General features: G+C 69.8%; 16 protein-coding genes and 1 tRNA gene. 5 read left to right on the forward strand and 12 right to left on the reverse strand.

Translation table 11 applies throughout. The features are described 5' to 3' along the window. The first annotated feature begins 150 nt into the window (after positions 1-150). The gene (locus OXU42_18800) at positions 151-885 is read left to right on the forward strand and encodes a hypothetical protein (protein MDE0031435.1); all 735 of its coding nucleotides are present in this window, start codon (positions 151-153) and stop codon (positions 883-885) included. A 19-nt stretch (positions 886-904) separates the two neighbouring features. Here the strand turns inward: OXU42_18800 and OXU42_18805 are convergent, their stop codons facing one another. The 6 genes from OXU42_18805 to priA all read right to left on the reverse strand — a co-directional run bounded on the left by OXU42_18805 (position 905) and on the right by priA (position 8,525). Further along, positions 905-3,019 (reverse strand): copper-translocating P-type ATPase, encoded by a 2,115-nt coding sequence (locus OXU42_18805; GenBank protein MDE0031436.1) that lies wholly within the window; start codon positions 3,017-3,019, stop codon positions 905-907. A gap of 73 nt (positions 3,020-3,092) precedes the next feature. After that, positions 3,093-3,169 (reverse strand) — tRNA-Pro (locus OXU42_18810). A 38-nt stretch (positions 3,170-3,207) separates the two neighbouring features. After that, positions 3,208-4,632, reverse strand: coding sequence for a 16S rRNA (cytosine(967)-C(5))-methyltransferase RsmB (rsmB, locus tag OXU42_18815; GenBank protein ID MDE0031437.1), 1,425 nt, complete (start codon positions 4,630-4,632; stop codon positions 3,208-3,210). 22 nt (positions 4,633-4,654) lie between these two features. Then, positions 4,655-5,605 carry a methionyl-tRNA formyltransferase gene (fmt, locus tag OXU42_18820; protein ID MDE0031438.1) on the reverse strand — a complete coding sequence of 317 codons (951 nt, stop codon included), beginning with the start codon at positions 5,603-5,605 and terminating at the stop codon, positions 4,655-4,657. A 98-nt stretch (positions 5,606-5,703) separates the two neighbouring features. Then, positions 5,704-6,240 carry a peptide deformylase gene (def, locus tag OXU42_18825; GenBank protein ID MDE0031439.1) on the reverse strand — a complete coding sequence of 179 codons (537 nt, stop codon included), beginning with the start codon at positions 6,238-6,240 and terminating at the stop codon, positions 5,704-5,706. Positions 6,241-6,275: 35 nt separating this feature from the next. Beyond that, positions 6,276-8,525 (reverse strand): primosomal protein N', encoded by a 2,250-nt coding sequence (gene priA / locus OXU42_18830; GenBank protein MDE0031440.1) that lies wholly within the window; start codon positions 8,523-8,525, stop codon positions 6,276-6,278. Positions 8,526-8,842: 317 nt separating this feature from the next. Here priA and pilM point away from each other — a divergent pair, with 317 nt between their 5' ends. The 3 genes from pilM to pilO are packed head-to-tail and all read left to right on the forward strand — an operon-like array spanning position 8,843 to position 11,608. Beyond that, complete coding sequence (gene pilM, locus OXU42_18835) at positions 8,843-9,883, forward strand: type IV pilus assembly protein PilM (GenBank protein MDE0031441.1); 1,041 nt, start codon at positions 8,843-8,845, stop codon at positions 9,881-9,883. 27 nt (positions 9,884-9,910) lie between these two features. Next, positions 9,911-10,468 (forward strand): hypothetical protein, encoded by a 558-nt coding sequence (locus OXU42_18840; protein ID MDE0031442.1) that lies wholly within the window; start codon positions 9,911-9,913, stop codon positions 10,466-10,468. Between the two features lie 21 nt (positions 10,469-10,489). Then, positions 10,490-11,608 carry a type 4a pilus biogenesis protein PilO gene (gene pilO / locus OXU42_18845; protein MDE0031443.1) on the forward strand — a complete coding sequence of 373 codons (1,119 nt, stop codon included), beginning with the start codon at positions 10,490-10,492 and terminating at the stop codon, positions 11,606-11,608. Here the strand turns inward: pilO and OXU42_18850 are convergent. From OXU42_18850 to OXU42_18875, 6 genes are all read right to left on the reverse strand, one after another. Beyond that, positions 11,605-12,051, reverse strand: coding sequence for a pilus assembly PilX N-terminal domain-containing protein (locus OXU42_18850; protein MDE0031444.1), 447 nt, complete (start codon positions 12,049-12,051; stop codon positions 11,605-11,607). The two genes, pilO and OXU42_18850, sit on opposite strands and share 4 nt — an antisense overlap. 132 nt (positions 12,052-12,183) lie before the next feature. Further along, positions 12,184-12,876 carry an SDR family NAD(P)-dependent oxidoreductase gene (locus OXU42_18855; protein ID MDE0031445.1) on the reverse strand — a complete coding sequence of 231 codons (693 nt, stop codon included), beginning with the start codon at positions 12,874-12,876 and terminating at the stop codon, positions 12,184-12,186. A 20-nt stretch (positions 12,877-12,896) separates the two neighbouring features. Then, entirely contained in the window at positions 12,897-14,069 is a 1,173-nt protein-coding gene (locus OXU42_18860) for a DUF1343 domain-containing protein (protein ID MDE0031446.1), read from the reverse strand. A 94-nt stretch (positions 14,070-14,163) separates the two neighbouring features. Beyond that, entirely contained in the window at positions 14,164-15,039 is an 876-nt protein-coding gene (locus OXU42_18865) for a DMT family transporter (protein ID MDE0031447.1), read from the reverse strand. Next, positions 15,036-15,269 (reverse strand): ferredoxin family protein, encoded by a 234-nt coding sequence (locus OXU42_18870; GenBank protein MDE0031448.1) that lies wholly within the window; start codon positions 15,267-15,269, stop codon positions 15,036-15,038. The genes OXU42_18865 and OXU42_18870 overlap by 4 nt, the downstream gene beginning before the upstream one ends. Before the next feature lie 2 nt (positions 15,270-15,271). Beyond that, positions 15,272-17,023: an FAD-binding protein gene (locus OXU42_18875; GenBank protein ID MDE0031449.1), complete on the reverse strand. Its 1,752-nt coding sequence runs from the start codon at positions 17,021-17,023 to the stop codon at positions 15,272-15,274. Between the two features lie 139 nt (positions 17,024-17,162). On the opposite strand from OXU42_18875, the gene OXU42_18880 reads away from it, so the two are divergent. Further along, the coding region (locus OXU42_18880) for an AMP-binding protein (protein MDE0031450.1) at positions 17,163-17,898 on the forward strand (736 nt) is incomplete at its 3' end.

Here is a 17,898-nt window from a genome sequence, read left to right on the forward strand (position 1 = left end):
TGGGGGGTTCAATGTTATGGGGGGTTTTTTTTTTGGGTTTTTTGCCCGGGCGGGGTCCATGGGGGGCCGGTTAACGGGGGGGGGTTGGGGGGGGGGGGGGTGGGGCCGCCCCCCCCCCGCTTCGTCGTGCCAGGAAAGAGGAGATTCGGCATGTACGGTCATCGCGCCCGCATCGGCTACACGTCACCGCCCATCGTCACCGAGGTCTTCCCCTACGAATTCTACAAGATGGCGCCGCCGGGCGTCACGCTGGCGTTGACCACGCTCATGGTGGCGCGGCACTCCAAGGAGTCCGGCGAGGCCGAGGAGAGCTGGAACCACGCGGTGCGCGCGGCCCGCGAGATGGCCCGCGCCAAGGCGGACATCATCGTCTTCGGCGGCGGCCCGGTGGTCTATTCCGGGGGCGCCCAACGCGCCCACGACACCATGGCGGCGCTGCAAGAGGAACTCGGCGTCCCCGTCACCAACAGCACCACCGCCTACCACCAGGCGGACGCGGTCCTGGGCGCCAAGCTCGTGGGCTCGGTCACCTACGCCTCGACCCCGGGCAGCGCCGACCACCTTCCCAACGAGCGTTTCACCGACCCGGACAAGACCACCATGGTGGCGCAGAAGTTCGCCGGCGTGCCGTTCGTCGAGGTGGGCACCATCCCCTCCGAGGTACCCCTGCGACTCGCCCGGGAGCTCAAGCAGGAACACCCCGAGATCGACACCATCCACCTGGGCTCGCCCCACTGGGCCGCGGGAGCCGTCATCGACACGCTGGAGCAGGAACTCGGCGTCAACGTCGTCCAGGGAAGCCAGGCGATCCTGTGGTGGGCGCTGCGCAGCCTCGGCATCAAGGACCGCATCGAGGGGTACGGCAAGCTCCTGCGGGAGCACTAGCGGCCCAACTCTCCCCCTCCTACAACATCCTGCGCCGCAGCCGCAGCGGGTTCGCGATCACGGACAGCGAGCCCAGGATCATGAGCGCCGCGGCCACCATCGGGTTCAGGAGCAGCCCCGACACCGGGTAGAGCACGCCCGCGGCGATGGGGACTCCCAGGACGTTGACGGCGACCGCGAGGGCGATGTTCTGGCGGACGTTGGACAGAGTCTCGCGGCTCAGCCGGCGGGCGCGCGCCAGCGCCCGCAGGTCGCCGCGGAGCAGGGTGATGCCGGCGCTCTCGAAGGCGACGTCGGCGCCGGTGCTCAAGGCGATGCCTACGTGGGCCGCGGCCAGGGCGGGGGCATCGTGGACGCCGTCGCCGGCCATGGCCACGTTGGCGCCGCTCTCCCGCAGGCGCCGGACGGCCGCGACCTTCTCCTCGGGGGACGCGTCGGCTTCCACCTCTTCGATACCGAGATGATGCGCCACGGCCCGCGCGGTCGCGTGGTGGTCGCCGGTCAGCATGACGATCCGAAGCCCCTGCCCGCGCAGTTCCTCCACGGCGTCGTAGGAGGAGCGCTTGACGGGGTCGGCCACGCCCAGCATGCCCGCGGGCCGGCCGTCCACCCCGATGAACGTCACGGTGCAGCCGTCCCGTCGCTGCGTCTCCGCGCGGCGGTACAACTCGCCGCCGTCAATACCGTGCTCCTCGAACAGCAGCCGGCTGCCCACCACCACCGCGTGGCCGTCCACCTCACCCACGACTCCCTTGCCCGTGACGGCGCGGAACTTTGCCGCGTCGGACAGGGTCAGGCCGCGTTGCCGCGCCCCTCGGACCAACGCGCGCGACAACGGATGTCCGCTTTGCCGTCCCAGGCTCGCGGCCAGGCCCAGCAACGCGTCCTCCTCGTGACCCGGCAGCGCCACCACCGACACGAGGTGCGGGGTCCCCTCGGTGATGGTGCCGGTCTTGTCCACCACCAGCGTGTCGACCTTGGCCAGCAACTCGAGCGCCCCGGCCTCCTTGACCCACACGCCCGCCACGGCGCCGCGGCCGGTTCCCACCGCCAGGGCCATGGGCGCGGCCAGCCCCAGGGCGCAGGGACAGGCGATGACCAGCACGGTCACCGCGTTGACCAGCCCGTGCAGCACGCACGGTTCCGGCCCCAGCCAACTCCAGACGGCTACGGTGGCGACCGCCACCAGGACCACCGCGGGGACAAACCATGCCGCCGCGCGATCCGCTCTTCGTTGAATCGGCGCGCGGCCGCGCCGCGCCTCGCTGGCCATGCGAACGATGCGCGCCACCAGTGTGTCGCGCCCCACCCGGTCGGCGCGCATGACGAAGCCGCCGGCGCCGTTGAGCGTCCCGCCGGTCACCGGGTCGCCCTCCCCTTTCGCCACCGGCGACGGCTCGCCGGTCACCATGGACTCCTCGACGGTGCCGGTCCCGGAGAGCACGGTGCCGTCCACGGGCACCCTTTCCCCCGGACCCACGCGCAGCCGGTCGCCCACGGCGACGCGGGCCAACGGAACCTCCTCGACGCGACCGTCGTCCCCGAGCCGGTACGCGGTCTCGGGGGCCAGCGCCATCAGCGACCGGAGGGCGTCGCGGGTGCGCGCCCGGGCGCGCATCTCCAGCACCTGTCCCAGCAGGACCAGGGTGACGATGACCGCGGCCGACTCGAAATACACCGGCACGCCGCCGCCGTCGGTGCGCCAGGCCTCGGGAAACAGTTCCAGAAACAGCATGGCGGCCACGCTGAAGAGCCACGCCGCTCCCACCCCCAACGAAACCGGCGCGAACATGCCGGCGCCGCGGTTCACCACGGACACCCACGCGCGCCGGGCGAACGGCCACCCGCCCCAGAAGATCACCGGCGTCGCCAGCAAGAACTGCAACCACACACAGACGGTCCGGCTCATGGGTATCGCAAAGAAGAAGGGCGGCATCATCTCGGCCATTCCCAGGAACAGCACCGGCACGGAAACCACCGCGCAACTCCAGAACCGCCGCGTCATGTCCGCCAGTTCAGAGTTGTCCTCCTCCTCGGAAACGGCTTCCGCCTCCAGGATCATGCCGCAGGACGGACACGCGCCGGATTCCGGCTGACGCGCCTCGGGATGCATGGGACAGACGTAGGAGGGCACTTACAAGACACCTTCAGGAACGCCGGGATGAGGCGGGCGTGGTCAGAGAAGTCCGTCTCCGGACAGCAGGGAATGGTCGGGGCGACTGGATTTGAACCAGCGACTTCACGGACCCGAACCGTGCGCTCTACCAGGCTGAGCCACGCCCCGACACTCGGTCCGATCGAACCCTGGGTTGTCCGCAAAATCTAACACATGGATTCCGGGAGGTAAACGAGAGCGGCAGCCGGCCGGCGCAGGCGCGCGGCAAAAAAACCCTCCGTGTCGTGCCGATGGGGCAGTGCAAGAAAGTAAGGTTCCGCGGCCATGGACCGTGCCGAGGACGGCAGGTGTTCCGCGGCCTCCTCGACGGCGAACTCCCGGTGACGCTCAAGGAAGCCTTCCACCACTTCTTCGTTCTCGGGCCGGGAGAGGGTGCAGGTGGCATACACCAGGAGGCCGCCGGGAGCCACTCGCGTCGCCGCCTGCTGCAGGATGTCGGCCTGAAGCGCGGCGAGGCGGTGCAGGTCTCGCGGCTCGCGACGCCAGCGGATCTCCGGGTGCGCGCGCAGGGTGCCCAGGCCGGAGCATGGCGCGTCCACCAGCACCCGGTCGAAAGACCCGGGTTCGCCCGGAAGCCCGCGGACCGCGTCACAGACCTGGGTGCGTATGCAATCCAGCCCCAGGCGCCGGGCATTGTCCGCCAGCTTCTCCAGCCCGCGCTCGGAAACGTCGCACGCGACCACCTCGCCGCGGCCCTCCATAAGCTCGGCAATATGCGTGGTCTTCCCGCCCGGGGCCGCGCACACGTCGAGCACCCGCATGCCCGGTTCCGGCGCCGCCAGGAAGCCGATCATCTGGGATGCCTCACCCTGCACCTGGCACAGACCCTCGCGGAACTCCGCCAGACGCACCGGCGACGACGCTCCGCGCAGCCGCACCGCCAGCGGCGACCACGTCCCGGCCCGAGCCTCCACCCCATGGGAGCGCAAGCGCCGCACCAGATCGTCGCGGCTCACGCGCAGCCGGTTGGCGCGCAGCACCAGCGGCGCGTCCTCATTGTTGGCTTCCATCAGGCGCCTGATCTCCGCCGCACCGAACCGCTCCCGCCACAGATCCACGAGCCAGAGCGGATGGGATACCAGCGCCGCCAGTTCCGCGGGGTCCGCGGTATCGGGGGCCGGGCGCCACGCCTCCCGTTCCCGGCCCGCGACCCGCCGCAGCACCGCGTTGACCAGCCGCGCCTTGCCGGGACCCGCGCGGCGTTTCGCCATCTCTACCAACTCGTTGACGGTGGCGTAAGAGGGTACCCGGTCCAGGAAAAGCAGCTCGAAACAGCCCACGCGGAGCAGGTTCCGCACCAGCGGATCCAGCTTGTCCAGGGGATCGCGCAGCACGCGGGCGAGCACCCAGTCGATGCGCCCGCGCCAGCGCAGCGTACCGTAGACCAGGCGGGTCAGCAGCGCGCCGTCCACCGGCGGCAGCGCCGCCTCGTCCAGGCGCGCGCTCAGCAACACGTCCGCGTAGGCGTTCCGCCTCTCGACGCGGTAGACGATACCGACGGCCAGCTCGCGAGGGTTCTCATGGTGCGGTGTCACGGAAAGATAGTTGCGCAGGACGCGACCGGCCTGCAAGCGTGGGGACCGCCAGGCCGGATCAGCGACACGGCTGCTCGAACCGCATGCCCGCGCGCAAACCGGCACCGCGCAGGAAAGCTTCGGCCGGCATGCGTTTGCGCCCCTCCATTTGCAACTCGTCGAGGAGCAGCGCGCCGGCGCCGGTGGCTACGCGGAGGCCGGTGCCGTCCGCGCGCAACACCGTTCCCGGCGGCTCCGGCGCGCAAACCGCGTCCGCTTCCGCCAGGCTCGCGCCGTGGACCTTCACCAACTTGCCCTGCCAATAGGTGAACGCCGAGGGCCAGGGGGTGAAGGCGCGCACGCGCCGTTCGATCTCCCGGGCCGGGCGGGTCCATTCGATCAGGCCGTCCTCCTTCTTCAACATGGGGGCGAACGTCACCCCGGCGGGGTCCTGCGGGCGCGCCCTGAGCGTTCCCCGCTCGAGGCCGGCCACCGTGCGCAGCAGCAGCCGCGCGCCCAGCGGCACGAGCTTGGCTTCCAGGGAAGGCACCGTCTCTCCAGGGTCCATGGCCACCGTTTCCGAGAGCAACACCGGCCCCGCGTCCATTTCCGCCACGAGCCGCATGGTGGTGACCCCGGTGACCGCCTCTCCCTGGAGGATGGCCCACTGCATGGGCGCCGCACCGCGGTACTTGGGGAGCAGGGAGTAGTGGACATTGACGCAGCCCAGGGGCGCCAGGTCGAGGATCGGCTGCGGCAGGATCCGCCCGTAGGCGACCACCGCCACGAGGTCCGGGCGCCAGGCCTCCAGCCGCTCCAGCAGGCCCGGGTCCTTCATCTTCACGGGTGTGAGCACCGGAATGCCGCGGCTCTCCGCGGCCTGCCGCACCGGCGAGGAAGTGGTGGCTTGGCCGCGGCCGGAGGGCCGGTCGGGCTGCGTGACCACGCCCACGACCTCGTCGGGACCGTCAAGCAGCACCTCCAGCGATGCCGCCGCGCAGGCCGGTGTGCCCATGTAAACGATTCGCATCGGATGTCCGGGGAGATAGACGCTTTCCCGCTTGGGCGAAAGGCCGGAGCCCGGCGAAGCACCGCGACCGCCGCGCGGCGCGGTCCGTTCCTGGCGGTTCAAATGACGATGCCGCGGCTCTCTTCCGGTTCCTTGCCCGTGCGAACGGCCTTCTTGAGCTTGCGCACGTAGATGTCGCGCTTGAGCCGGCTGATGCGGTCGATGAAGAGCTTGCCGTCGAGATGGTCGATCTCGTGCTGCAAGGCCACGGCCAGGAGCCCGTCGGCCTCGATCTCCACCTCCTCGCCGTCGGCGCCGTATCCTCCCACGAGCACCTGCTCGGCGCGCTTTACCTCCGCGGTGAAGTCCACCACGCTCAGGCAGCCTTCTTCGTACACCACCTCGCCCTCGGCTTCACGGACCTCCGGGTTGGCCAGCTTGATGACGTTGGCGCCGCGGTTCTCGTGGTCGAGGTCCAGCACGATGACGCGCCTGGAGACGCCCACCTGCGGCGCGGCGAGGCCGATGCCGGGGGCCGCGTACATGGTCTCCAGCATGTTGTCCATCAACTCGGCGATCTCGCCGGTGACGGCTTCCACGGGCCGGGCCGGCATCCGCAGGATCGGGTCCGGGAACTTGAGAATGTCGAGGATCATTTCTTCGGGGGCCTGAGTACCAATTTCTCCCGTGTTTATAACATGTTGTACGGATCCACATCAACGTGGAGCCGTACCGTGCGGCCTTTGGGGACCAGTGCGACGGCGCGCCGGGCCATGGCGCCGAGGGCGGGGCGGCTGCGGCCCTTGAGCAGGATCTGCCAGCGGTAGCGGTTGCGCAGCCTGGCGATGGGCGCGGGCGCCGGTCCGAGGATCTCCACCTGGTGTGGGTTGTCCTCGCGGCGCAGGTCCCGCGCCAGGGCGCGCGCGCGTTGCGTCACGCCGTCCTCGTCGGTGCCGTCCAGCCGCAGGTGCACCAGATGGCGGAATGGCGGGTAGCCGAGCTCGCGGCGGAACTCGGTCTCGGCCGCGAAGAACGAAGGGTAATCGTGCACCTGGGCATGCCCGAAGCAATAGTGCCCGGGCACCAGTGTCTGCACGATCACCCTGCCGGGCCGGCGCGCCCGGCCCGCGCGCCCCGCCACCTGGCTGATGATCTGGAAGGTCTTTTCCGCCGCGCGAAAGTCCGGCAGGTTGAGCGAGGAGTCGGCCAGCACCACCCCCACCAGGGTCACGCCGCCGACGTCGTGGCCCTTGGCCACCATCTGCGTACCCACGAGCACGTCGAGGTCGCCCTTCTCCCAGGCCCGGAAGATCCGTTCCTGGGCGCCGCGGGCGCTGGTGGTGTCCCGGTCCATGCGGCCGATGCGCGCCTTGGGCAGAAGGCGCCGGAGCGCGTGCTCGACCCTCTCCGTGCCGAAGCCCACTTCGCTCAGGGACACGTTGCCGCACGCGGGACAGGCATCCACCTTGCGCTGGCGAAAGCCGCAGTGGTGGCAGAAGCTGCTGTTGCGCCCGAGGTGGTAGGTGAGGCTGATGCTGCAGTGCGGGCAGCGCACCACGAAGCCGCAGGACCAGCACTGGAGAAACGAGGCGAAGCCGCGCCGGTTGAGGAAGACCAGGCTCTGCAGGCCCTGTTCGTGGTTTTCCCGCAACGCGCGCAGCAGCGGCGGGGAGAAGAGCCCCTCCGTGGGCGCGGGCTCCTGCCCGGCCTTGAGGTCCACCACGTCGACGCCGGGCAAGGGCCGTGCCTGCACCCGCCGGGTGAGCTCCAGCAGGCGGTAACGGCCGCCGCGGGCATTGTGGTAGCTTTCCAGGGACGGTGTGGCCGAACCGAGGATCACGGGACAGCCGGCGATGCGGCCGCGCACCACCGCCAGGTCGCGCCCGTGGTAGCGCACGCCTTCCTCCTGCTTGTAGCTGTAGTCGTGCTCCTCGTCCACGACGATGAGTCCCAGTTCCCGGACCGGGGCGAACACCGCGGAGCGCGCTCCCACCACCACCTTCACCACGCCGTGGGCGATGCGCCACCAGTGGCGCCACCGTTCGGACGGGGTGAGGCCGCTGTGGAGCACCGCCACGTCGCCGGGAAAACGTCCTTCGAGCCGGTCCAGCAACTGCGGCGTCAGGGCGATCTCCGGCACCAGGATCAGGCTCTGGCGCCCGCGTGCGCGCACCGTCTCCATGGCCTGGAGGTACACCTCGGTCTTGCCGCTGCCGGTGACCCCGTGGAGCAGCACGGTCTCATAGCCGCCGTCGCGCAGGCGCCCTTCCATGGACCGAAGCACCCCCTGCTGCTCGTCCGTGAGCACCGGCGCGCGGCTCGGCGCGCCTCCCGCGGTCTGTTCCGGCGGCGCCTCCCGCCGGCGCCGGGCCTCGCGCACGTGCCCGCGCAGCCGCTCGCCCACGGTCACCGCGCCCTGGGCCGCGAGCCGGTCCAGGGCCGCGCGCACGCCCCGGCGCGGGAACAGCCGGCTCAGCGTCGCCGGCGCCAGCGGGCCGCGCTCGCGCAGAGCCCCGAGCACCTCCCGGTCCACCTCCCCGTGAAAATCTTCGGGTTCGCCCGCGAACGCCGCCACCACGCGGCTTTCGGTGCGCAGCAGCGGCGGCAGGGCCGCCGCCAGCACCTCGCCCAGGGAAGCCACGTAGTAGTCCGCCGCCCAGCGGCACAAGTCCAGGAACCCCTCGTCCAGCAGCACCTCGTCGTCCAGCGCCTGGGCGATCGCCTTGACCCCGGCCACGCGCGTCGCGCGCTCGAACCCCACCACCACCCCGGTCACCCGGCGCCGCCCCAGCGGCACGAGGACCCGCATCCCCACCCCCAAGCGGCCGCGCAGCCCTCCGGGTACGGCGTAGGTCAACGGCTCCGGCATCGGCGCCGGGACGGCGACCAAGGCGAACGGGTGATTCGCCTTGGTCGGAACAGGATTCTCGACCGCGCTCATTGATTGGGATTATTGATGAGACGGCCCCGAAAAGCCACGCCTCTGGCCCAACTCGCCGAGGCCTGGTACCCGAGCGTCGTTCAGCACCGTCGTTGGGATGCCGTTCAGCGCCACTGGAATGACGGTCGTGCGCCGCTGGTGCCCGAAGTCCGACCGGCACGACGCAATCCGATCCCCTCCCAAGACTGCCGCGGAGCCGGGCGGCCGTTCCGCAACGTTGCGATAGTCCGAGGTTTTGCACGATCCGGTGGCGCCGGTGACCCTTGCCGCGGATAGGGTCGGCGGCACTGGCCCCGGATTTGCGTTGTGCGTCCGGCATGAGACGGATCGCTTCACTTCTGCGTGCGTTGAAACGGCCACGGCGCTGGTTCGTGGTGGACGTGGGTTCGACCGCCGTCAAGATCGCCGAGGTTACGGACAGGGGCGGCAAGTCCGAGGTCGTGCGCGCCGCCGCGCTGCCGGTGCCGCCCGGCGCGGTGGAGAACGGAATCATGCGCGAGACCGCGAGTCTCGCGCGGGCGATCCGCACTTTCACGGCCTCGGGCGACGACGCTCGGCCCCCGGTCGTGGCCGCGGTCCCCGGCCGGGGCGTCATCACCAAGCGGCTGCGGCTTCCCAACCAAACCGGGGAGACGCTGGACGACGTCATCGAGTTCGAGGCCATGGATGCGATCCCCGAGGACTTGGGCAACGTCAACCTCGACTACCACGTGCTCGGCCCTTCCGAGGACGGCAGCGGGTTGGAGGTCCTCCTGGTGGCCGCCCGCAAGACCTTGGTTGAAAGCCACGTCCGGCTCCTGGAGGGCGCGGGGCTGACGCCCGCCATCGTCGACGTGGACCATTTTGCCCTCGGCCGCGTGTGCGACGACATGTCGTTCGACGGTGAACCGCCGTCGGCCTGGTTCCACGTGGGGGCCCGCTGCACCACGATCCACGTCCCGGCGCCGGACGGTCCCGGCTACGCGACGGATCTGCCCGTGGGCGGCGAGCAGTTGACGGAAAGCCTCGCCGAGAACCTGAACGTCTCAAGAGACGAAGCCGAAACGATCAAGCGCGGCGGCGACACCGCGGCCGCCGGCGATCTGCTCGACTCCCTGTGCGACTCGCTCGCCGCGCAGATCGGCCGCGGCCTCAACCTGTTCGGCCCCTTGGGCGACGGTGGCACACCGCGGCGCATCGCTCTGAGCGGGGGCAGCGCGGGCCTGACCGGCCTCGGTCCGAGTCTGGCCCGCGCCCTCGACGCCGAGGTCCGCGTCCGTGGCCCATTTTTCTCCGGCGCGACACTGACCGATGGCGAGCCGGCCGGGCCGGCGTTCGCCGTCGTCGCGGGACTCGCCGCCAGACCACCCGTCGAATAGAGGCGCGCGGAGAAGAAGAGGCGTCCCATGACCCCACGCATCAACCTCCTGCCCACCCGAGAAAGCCGGGCGCTGCGGCGCAAACGCCGCCGCATTCTCGCCCTGACCGCCGCGCTCCTCCTTACAGGCACCGCGCTCGGCACCGTCAACGTCGCGCAGTGCCGCCACCGCTCCGGTCTGGAGGCCGATCTGGAGGCATCACGCGCGACAGCCACGGCACTGCGCCGGGACGCCAAGGCCGCCGGTGCGCTGGAAGCACGCATTCAGGAGCAGCGGCGCAAGAACGCGGCCGTCATCCAGTGGCTGGAGAACCGCGCGCAACCCGCGAAGGCACTGCGCGGCCTTGCGGCCGCCGCGCCGGCGACCTTGTGGTTGACGCGCTACGCCGAGTCCGACGGCGCCACCGTGCTGGAAGGCCAAGCCACCGAAGACGCCTCCATCACCCGGTTCCTGCGCGACCTTCCCGTCCACTTTGCCGAGCGCCAACTCGTGGAGGCCGGCAAGGCGCTCGAAGACGACGATTTCAGCTTCGTGATCCGCGCGCGCACTACCCCGCTCCGCGAGCCGGCGTTGCCCGAAGAATGACGCCGGCCGGCTTGAGGGCTCATGCAATACTACCTCGACCTCCTGCTCGAACGTTCCGCTGCGCAATGGGCGGCGTGCATCGTCGGGGTCAGCCTCGCGCTGGCTTCCCTGGACTACATCCTGCTGTACCGGCCCCAGTCCGGCGGCATTGCCCGGATCGAGGCCGGCCTGGAGATCGCCCGCCTCGAACAGGCTCGCCTGCGCCGTCAGGCGGACCGGTTGCCGCGGCTGCGCGAGAACCTCGCCGCGCTCCGCCGCGCGCTGGGTTCCCGTCTGCCGCGCGTGGCCGAGCCCGCGGACCCGCTGGAGAGGGTGACCGCCCGGGCAGCCGCGGCGGGCCTGGAGATGGTACGGTTCCAACCCGGCGCGGCAATCACCGGAGAATTCCTCACCGAGATCCCGTACGCGGTGGAGTTCACGGGCACGTACCACGACCTGCTCCGCTTCCTCGATACCGCGGCGCCGGGCGCGTTGGCGGATACCGGCGAACTCGCCATCGCCGCCCTCCCGGCCGACGGCGGCGCCACACGGCTGGGCATCACCATGAAGCTGGTGACGCTCCGGCTCCCCGCGCGAAATGCCGACGACGAGGGCGGAGTGGAGACGGAGACCGGTCGGGGATCGGAGGGAGCGGAGACTCCGGCGCCACGGGGGCTCGCGCCGCCGTTGGCCGGAGTTCATGCCGCACCCTTGTCGCGCGACCCGTTCGAGCCGTACCAAGCCTCGCCGCCGGTGGAGGAACCGCTGCCCGCGCCTGACCCTGAACCGGCCCCGTCGCCGGAACCCACTCCACGACCCCGCTTCCAGGCAACCGGAATCGCCTGGGGGACACACGACGCCGCGGCGCTGGTGGAGGATGCCGAGGGCCACGTCTACGTCGTCCGGCCGGGGTCCCGGCTGGGTGACGACTCCAACCACGTCAAGGCCATTACCCCGTGCGAGATCGTACTGGAAACGCCCGGACCCGATCAGCAGCCGCGGGAGACGCGCCTGCCGCTCCGGTATTGTGACTCACCAAGGCAGGTAGACCCTGATCAAGACACCGTTCGCCCTGAGTCCTTCGACGAGCTCAGGACAGGCCCCTTCGACGGGCTCAGGACAGGGGTCGGCGAAGCGAAGTCGAAGGGCGCCATCTTCTAGTCAAGGGCGCGCCACGCCACCAAGCGCACGCGTTCGCGCGGGGTGAGGCCGGTGGGGTTGTGCTCGAGCAGGGCTTCCACCTCCGCCTTGGCGTGCCCGCGCGGACACGGGTTCGCGGCCGGGAAACAGGCCGACGACCGCAGGCGTATCCGGGGCGGTACGCTGCCGGCCACCGGGGTGGCGATCACCGTGTAGCTGCCGTCGTGGAACCCTCGCCCGGCGAAAACCGTCGTGGGCGCCAGGATGCCGGTGAAATCAAGGGTGCCGTCCTCGTCCGACAGCTCGTGCCGCCCGTGCGTGAGCCCGGCCTCGGCGATGTGGAACACGGCGGCGCTCTTGTAATAGGCGCCGGTGATGCGCAGGTCGGTGAGGGAGGCGTTCATGCTCGTCGCACCGACCACCGCCAGGACCGCGATCAGCATGAGGACGGACGGCAGGACCACGCCATCCTCCCCCGCGAAAAGCGTCACCGCGTTCCGAGCCGTCAAACAGAGATGCCGCCGTTCCATTCCATACAGGAAGATCGGCGGCTTCAACCCATCCTTTAGCCCGGTGCGTGTTCGATCCCTTGTCCCCTAGAACTTCTCCACCCAGGGCCGCAACTCGATGTGCGACGCCCAGGCGCTCCGGTGCTGGCGGTGAAGCTGGAGATAGGTCTCGGCGATGCTGTCGGGGCTGAGCCATGTGTCCGTGCCGCGAGCGGAATCGCGCCGGGGCGAGTCGATACCGCCGTCGATGACGATCTGGGCCACGTGGATGTTCTGCGGCTGAAGCTCCCGCGCCATGCTCTGGGCCAGGCCGGTGAGACCGAACTTGCCCATGGCGAAGGACGCCGAGTTGGCGTACCCCTTCACGCTTGCGGAGGCGCCGGTGAACAGGATGGTGCCGCCGCCCGTCCGGAGCATGCCGGCGGCCGCGGCCTGCCCTACCAGGAACCCGCCGTAGCAGGTGACCATGATGGCGTCCCGGACCGCGGCCTGATCCAGCTCGGTCAGCGGCCCGCGCACGCGTGCGCTGGCGTTGTAGACCACCACGTTGGGGTCGCCCAGGTCCCGCGCCACCCGCGCGAAGAGATCGTTCACCTCTTCGGGCACGACGGCGTCGCACCGGTAGGCGCGGCAGCCGGTGCTGTCCGCGAGGGCCTGGAGCTTGTCGGGGTTGCGCGCGGCGATGGCCGCCTTCATGCCTTCCCGCGTGAACAGCCGCACGAGCGAGGCACTCAGTCCCGGCCCGCCTCCCACCACCACTGCGACTTCCTGATCCGCCATGTTCGTCCTCCTTGATAGCCTCATTCGTAGAGCATCGCCTTTTCGCGGCCGGCGTCGTAGACTTCCGTGCCGCCGCGGGCGATGCGCACCACCTCGTCGAGCCCGGCGCCACCGTCAATGGCTTGCCTGACGGCGGGCCGTCCGGTCAAGAGGTCGATGGCGGGAACGTCGGCGCGGAACTCGTAGGGCTCGGTGCGCCATGCGAACGACCCCGGCCAGAGCTTGCGCACCGCCGCCAGCACGGCGAGGCCGGTGCGATAGGGCAAGAAGGCGCGCCGGTCGCTGACGTGCAACTGCAGCGCGCCGCAGCGCTCGCCCCGGAACTTGTGGAACGCCGGCTCGATGACGCAGGGGCGAAACAGCACCCCGGGCAGTTCCTCACGCCGCAGTTCGGTGGCCAAGGCCTCCGGCTCAATGAAAGGCGCGCCGAACAGCTCGAAGGGACGGGTGGTGCCCCGACCCTCGGACAGGTTGGTGCCCTCCAGCAGGCACATCCCCGGATAGACCAGCGCCGTGTCCGGGGTGGGCATGTTGGGCGACGGCATGACCCAGGGCAGGCCGCACTCGTCGTAGTACGCGTCCCGGCGCCAGCCCTCGCACGCCGCCACTTCCAGGTCGCAGCCGATGCCGAAGGCGTCGTTGTAGAGCCGGGCCAGCTCACCGAGGGTCATGCCATGGCGCTGGGGCACCGGGTAGAGGCCGCAGAAGTTCTCCAGGCCCGCGTCCAGACCGCCGCCCTCCACCGCGACGCCGCCGATGGGGTTGGGACGGTCGAGGACCACGACCTTGACCCCGGAGGCACGGGCCGACCGCATGCACAGGGCCATGGTGGCGGCGTAGGTGTAGTAGCGCGCGCCGACGTCCTGGATGTCGAAGAGAAGGACATCGAGGTCCGCGAGTTGCCGTGGCGTGGGCGACAGCGACTCGAAGGTGGCGCCGTAGAGGCTTACCGCCGGCAGGCCCGTGACCGGGTCAGCGCCGTGGGCCACCCCCACCATGTCCTGGGCGGAGCCGCGCAGCCCATGCTCGGGACCGAGCAGGCACCGCAGGTCCACGTCCGGGTGACGGTGCAGCAGGTCGACGGCGTGGGCGAGCCGGCGGTCTACCGTGGTGGGGTTGGCCACGAGCCCGACCCGGGCGCGCCCGAGCCAGCGGCGCGGATCGTCGAGCAGTCTTTCGAGTCCCGTGCGCACGAAGCCATTCTAACCGAGCCATACGGGAAAGGACACGGAAGCCCCTCTATAACCCCCTGAAACGTCATTCCCGCGGAAGCGGGAATCCATCCCCCTACGCCCCGTGTCCTCTGGCGTAGACCAGCAGCAGGGTGCCGGCGAAGGTGAGGGCGACGCCGAGGCACACGCGCATGTTCACGGTCTCCACGTCGCGCAGGAAGATGGCGGTGAGGACGACGGTCAACACCGGGTTGGTGCTGATGAGCGGCTCGACGATGACGATGTCGCCGGTGGAGAGGGCATAGAAGTTGGCCAGCATCCCCGTGGTGTTGCAGATCCCCGCGGCCACGAACCACGCGAACACCGAGCGGGACATGGGCAGGACCTTGCGCGGACCGCCCTGCGCGTAGATCATCGCCGCGGCCAGCGCCAGCCCCGTGGTGGCGTTCACGCACGACGCCATGAGCGGCAGGTTGGCGATGAAGAATCCCAGCTTGCGCACGCTGGCCGAGAACGAGAACGACAATGCGCCCAGCAGCGGGAAGATGAAGTCCCACCGGCGGAATTCCGCCCTCTGCTCGTGGGTGCGGGAGATGACGATGACCCCGCAGATGATCAGCACGGTGCCGAAGAAGGCCCCCAGGGTCCAGTGCTCGCCGACGATGAGCACCGCCAGGATCGAGGCGAACATGGGAGTGGTGCTCACCACCGGAATAGAGCGGGCGACCCCGAGACGGTCGATGGAGACGTACACGAGCCAGCGTCCCAGGCCCGAGGCGAACAGGCCGCCCACGGCGAAGTACCAGATGGCGTGGGTCCAGAAGACGGTTAGCGGCAGAGTGGCTGCCACCATGGACCAGAGGGTAAGGAAGGAGATGACGATGGAGATCGCGAAACCGGCCAGCGGATTGGACTCGGCCAGACCGCGGCGGATCAGGATGTGGGAAACCGCGAAGCCCAGCGAAGCGACCAGAGCCCAGGCGATACTCATGGGAGGCGGGACGCCTCGTACCAGCGCGCGACCCGGATCCTGATGGCGCCCACGGGACAGTCCCATTCGCAGATGAAACAGCCCTGGCAGTCTTCCTCGTACTTGGCGAACGGAAAGCCGTCCTCGCCCATGCGGATCACGTCCGTCGGGCAGGCGTCGTCGCACGCCCCGCACGAAGTGCAGACTTCCTTCCAGATCTCGACCTTCGGCAGGTGCAGCTCGTCGGCCATGGTCAATTCTCCCCCTCCACCATCTGCCCGGCGATCTTGAAGAAGGGGTGCATGGCCTTCCCCGAGCGCGGCCGGTAGTGCACGTAGAACTCGTCGTGGGGGATGGGCTCGTCCCAGATCTTGAGGGCGCCGTTCTCGATGATGGACTTGCTCAGCACCAGCCACTTCTCGTTGTCGGTCTCGGGATGGTCGCGGTTGATCACCGAGCCGCGGCTTTCCTGGCGGTGCAGCAGGTAGTCCAGCACCGCGGTCAGCGCCTCGATGGAATTCCGCAGCCCCAGGACCTTCACGAGGTCGTGGGGATCCCTGGCCATCACGTTGTCGTACGTCTCCAGGATCTCCTCAAGGCCCCGCCGCACGCGGACGATCTTCTCGTCGCTGAGAATGACCCCCAACTCGTGCAGCAGGTCCGCGGCCCTGCCGTGGACCTCGTCGAAGGCGGTCCCTTCGGGTTTGACATACTTGGTTGCACTCGCGGTCAGCGACTCCACCTGCCGCTCCACCGCGCCCTCGAGGTCGGCGTTCCGGGCGTAGTCGGCGGCATGCAGCCCGGCCCACCAGCCCAGCACCATGCACCAGGAGAGGTTGAGGTTCGGCGAGATGTTCATGCCGTCGCTGCTGGCGCCCGCGGCGAAAAGGCCCGGCAGCGAGGTCCTGCACTGGTCGTCCACCACCGCGCCGCCGCCGTGGCTGGAGCCGTAGGTGGCCGCCAGCACCGGCAGATAGGGGACACGCTCCTTGCTGATATTGTAGCCCCCGGCCTCGAGGGTGTTCATGATGATGGGGATCACCTCGTACAGCATCCGTATGTTCTCGGGCGGGAGCTTGGTGCAGTCGAGATACACGGGACCGTTGCCTTCCAGCATCTCCAGGGCCACCGCCTGTCCCAGCGACAGCCGGCGTGTGTTCTCGGCCTCGGACTCCGAGAACCGCTTCATGACGTCTTCGCCCTGGCGGTTGAAGTAGCTGGTGCCCATGGTGGTGAAGTGCTCGATGCCCGGGGCGCACATGAACTCCATGGTCTGCAGGTACTTGCTGCCGCACGCCATGTTGCCCATCACCGCGCCCGCCCGGAGCTGCATGGCGACGCCGTCGCTGGTGATGTTGAGGGGCATGCCCGCGAACCACTGTCCGGGCCTCTTGTAGCCGAAGTTGAAACCGCCCGCGCACATCACCACCGACTTGGCCTCGCACACGTGGACCTCGCGCTCGCGGCCGGAGATCCCGAGCGCGCCCACCACGTGGCCGCCGGTGGGATGGCGGCCGTCGGAAGTCAGCAGGTCCGTCACCGAGACCCGGTCGAGCACGCGCACGCCGGCGCGCAGGGCGACGCCGCGCACCACCTTCATCATGGCGGTGCCGCCGCCCACCAGCCCCGCGGCCAGCCCGCCGCTGGCGGCCGCCCCGGAGCCGCCCTTGCCGCGCCAGAACTCGCCGTTCTCCTTGACGAACTTGACGCCCCAGCCGTCGAGGATCCTGAGCACGTCGTAGGTGGCGTGTATCGCCTCGATGGCCTTGGTCTGGTTGGTGAGCACGCCGCGCCCGGAGAGGTGGAACTTGATGTCGTCGCCGGGCATGTAGGTGATGTACGCCCCGGAGGCCAGCGCCGCGCAGCCGCTGCGGCCGAACACGGACTTGTCCACCAGGAGCACGTCCGCGCCCTCCTCGCGCGCGCGGATCGCCGCCATGGCGCCGGCCGCGCCGCCGCCGATGACCAGCACGTCGGCCTTGTGGTGAATGGTCTTGTAGCTCATGAGTCGCGCTCCCTCCGGCCACCTGTTTCGTAGACCAAGCGTCGGGCCCTGTCAAAGACCGTTCGCCCCGCCGATTCCGCTTGCGCGCCGCGGTCCGCGCGGTCTATTGGGAATTCAGGATCTCGGTTTGGAGGATGCAATGAGCGACAATCGGTACATGGACGTCTACCGGCGAGCGCTGGACGACCCCGAGGGTTTCTGGGCCGAGGCCGCCGAGGACATCCACTGGGACAAGCGCTGGGAGCGGGTGCTCGACGACTCGCGGCCGCCCTTCTACCGGTGGTTCACGGGCGGCGCTCTCAACACCTGCTACAACGCCCTGGACGTGCACGTGGAGCAGGGCAACGGCGACCGTGCGGCGCTGATCTACGACAGCCCGGTGACGGACGGCGGGAAGGTCTTCACCTACGCGGAGCTTCGGGACGCGGTGGCGAACTTCGCCGGCGCGCTGCGCAACCACGGCGTCGGCGCGGGCGACCGGGTGATCATCTACATGCCCATGGTGCCCGAGGCGGTGGTGGCGATTCTGGCGTGCGCGCGCCTCGGCGCGGTGCACTCGGTGGTCTTCGGCGGCTTCGCCGCCAACGAGCTCGCCACCCGTATCGACGACGCCAAGCCCAAGGTCATGGTGAGCGCGAGCTGCGGCATCGAGGTCAACCGCGTCATCGAGTACAAGCCGCTGCTGGACGAAGCCATCCGCCTGGCGACGCACAAGCCCGGCGCCTGCCTGATACTGCAGCGGCCCCAGGCCGAGGCCGCCATGACCGCGGGGCGCGACGTGGACTGGAACGAGGCGGTGGCCGCCGCCGAGCCGGCCGAATGCGTCTCCGTGGCCGCCACCGACCCGCTGTACATCCTCTACACCTCCGGCACCA

It is taken from the genome of Deltaproteobacteria bacterium (assembly GCA_028818775.1).
GTDB lineage: Bacteria > Desulfobacterota > Binatia > UBA9968 > JAJDTQ01 > JAJDTQ01.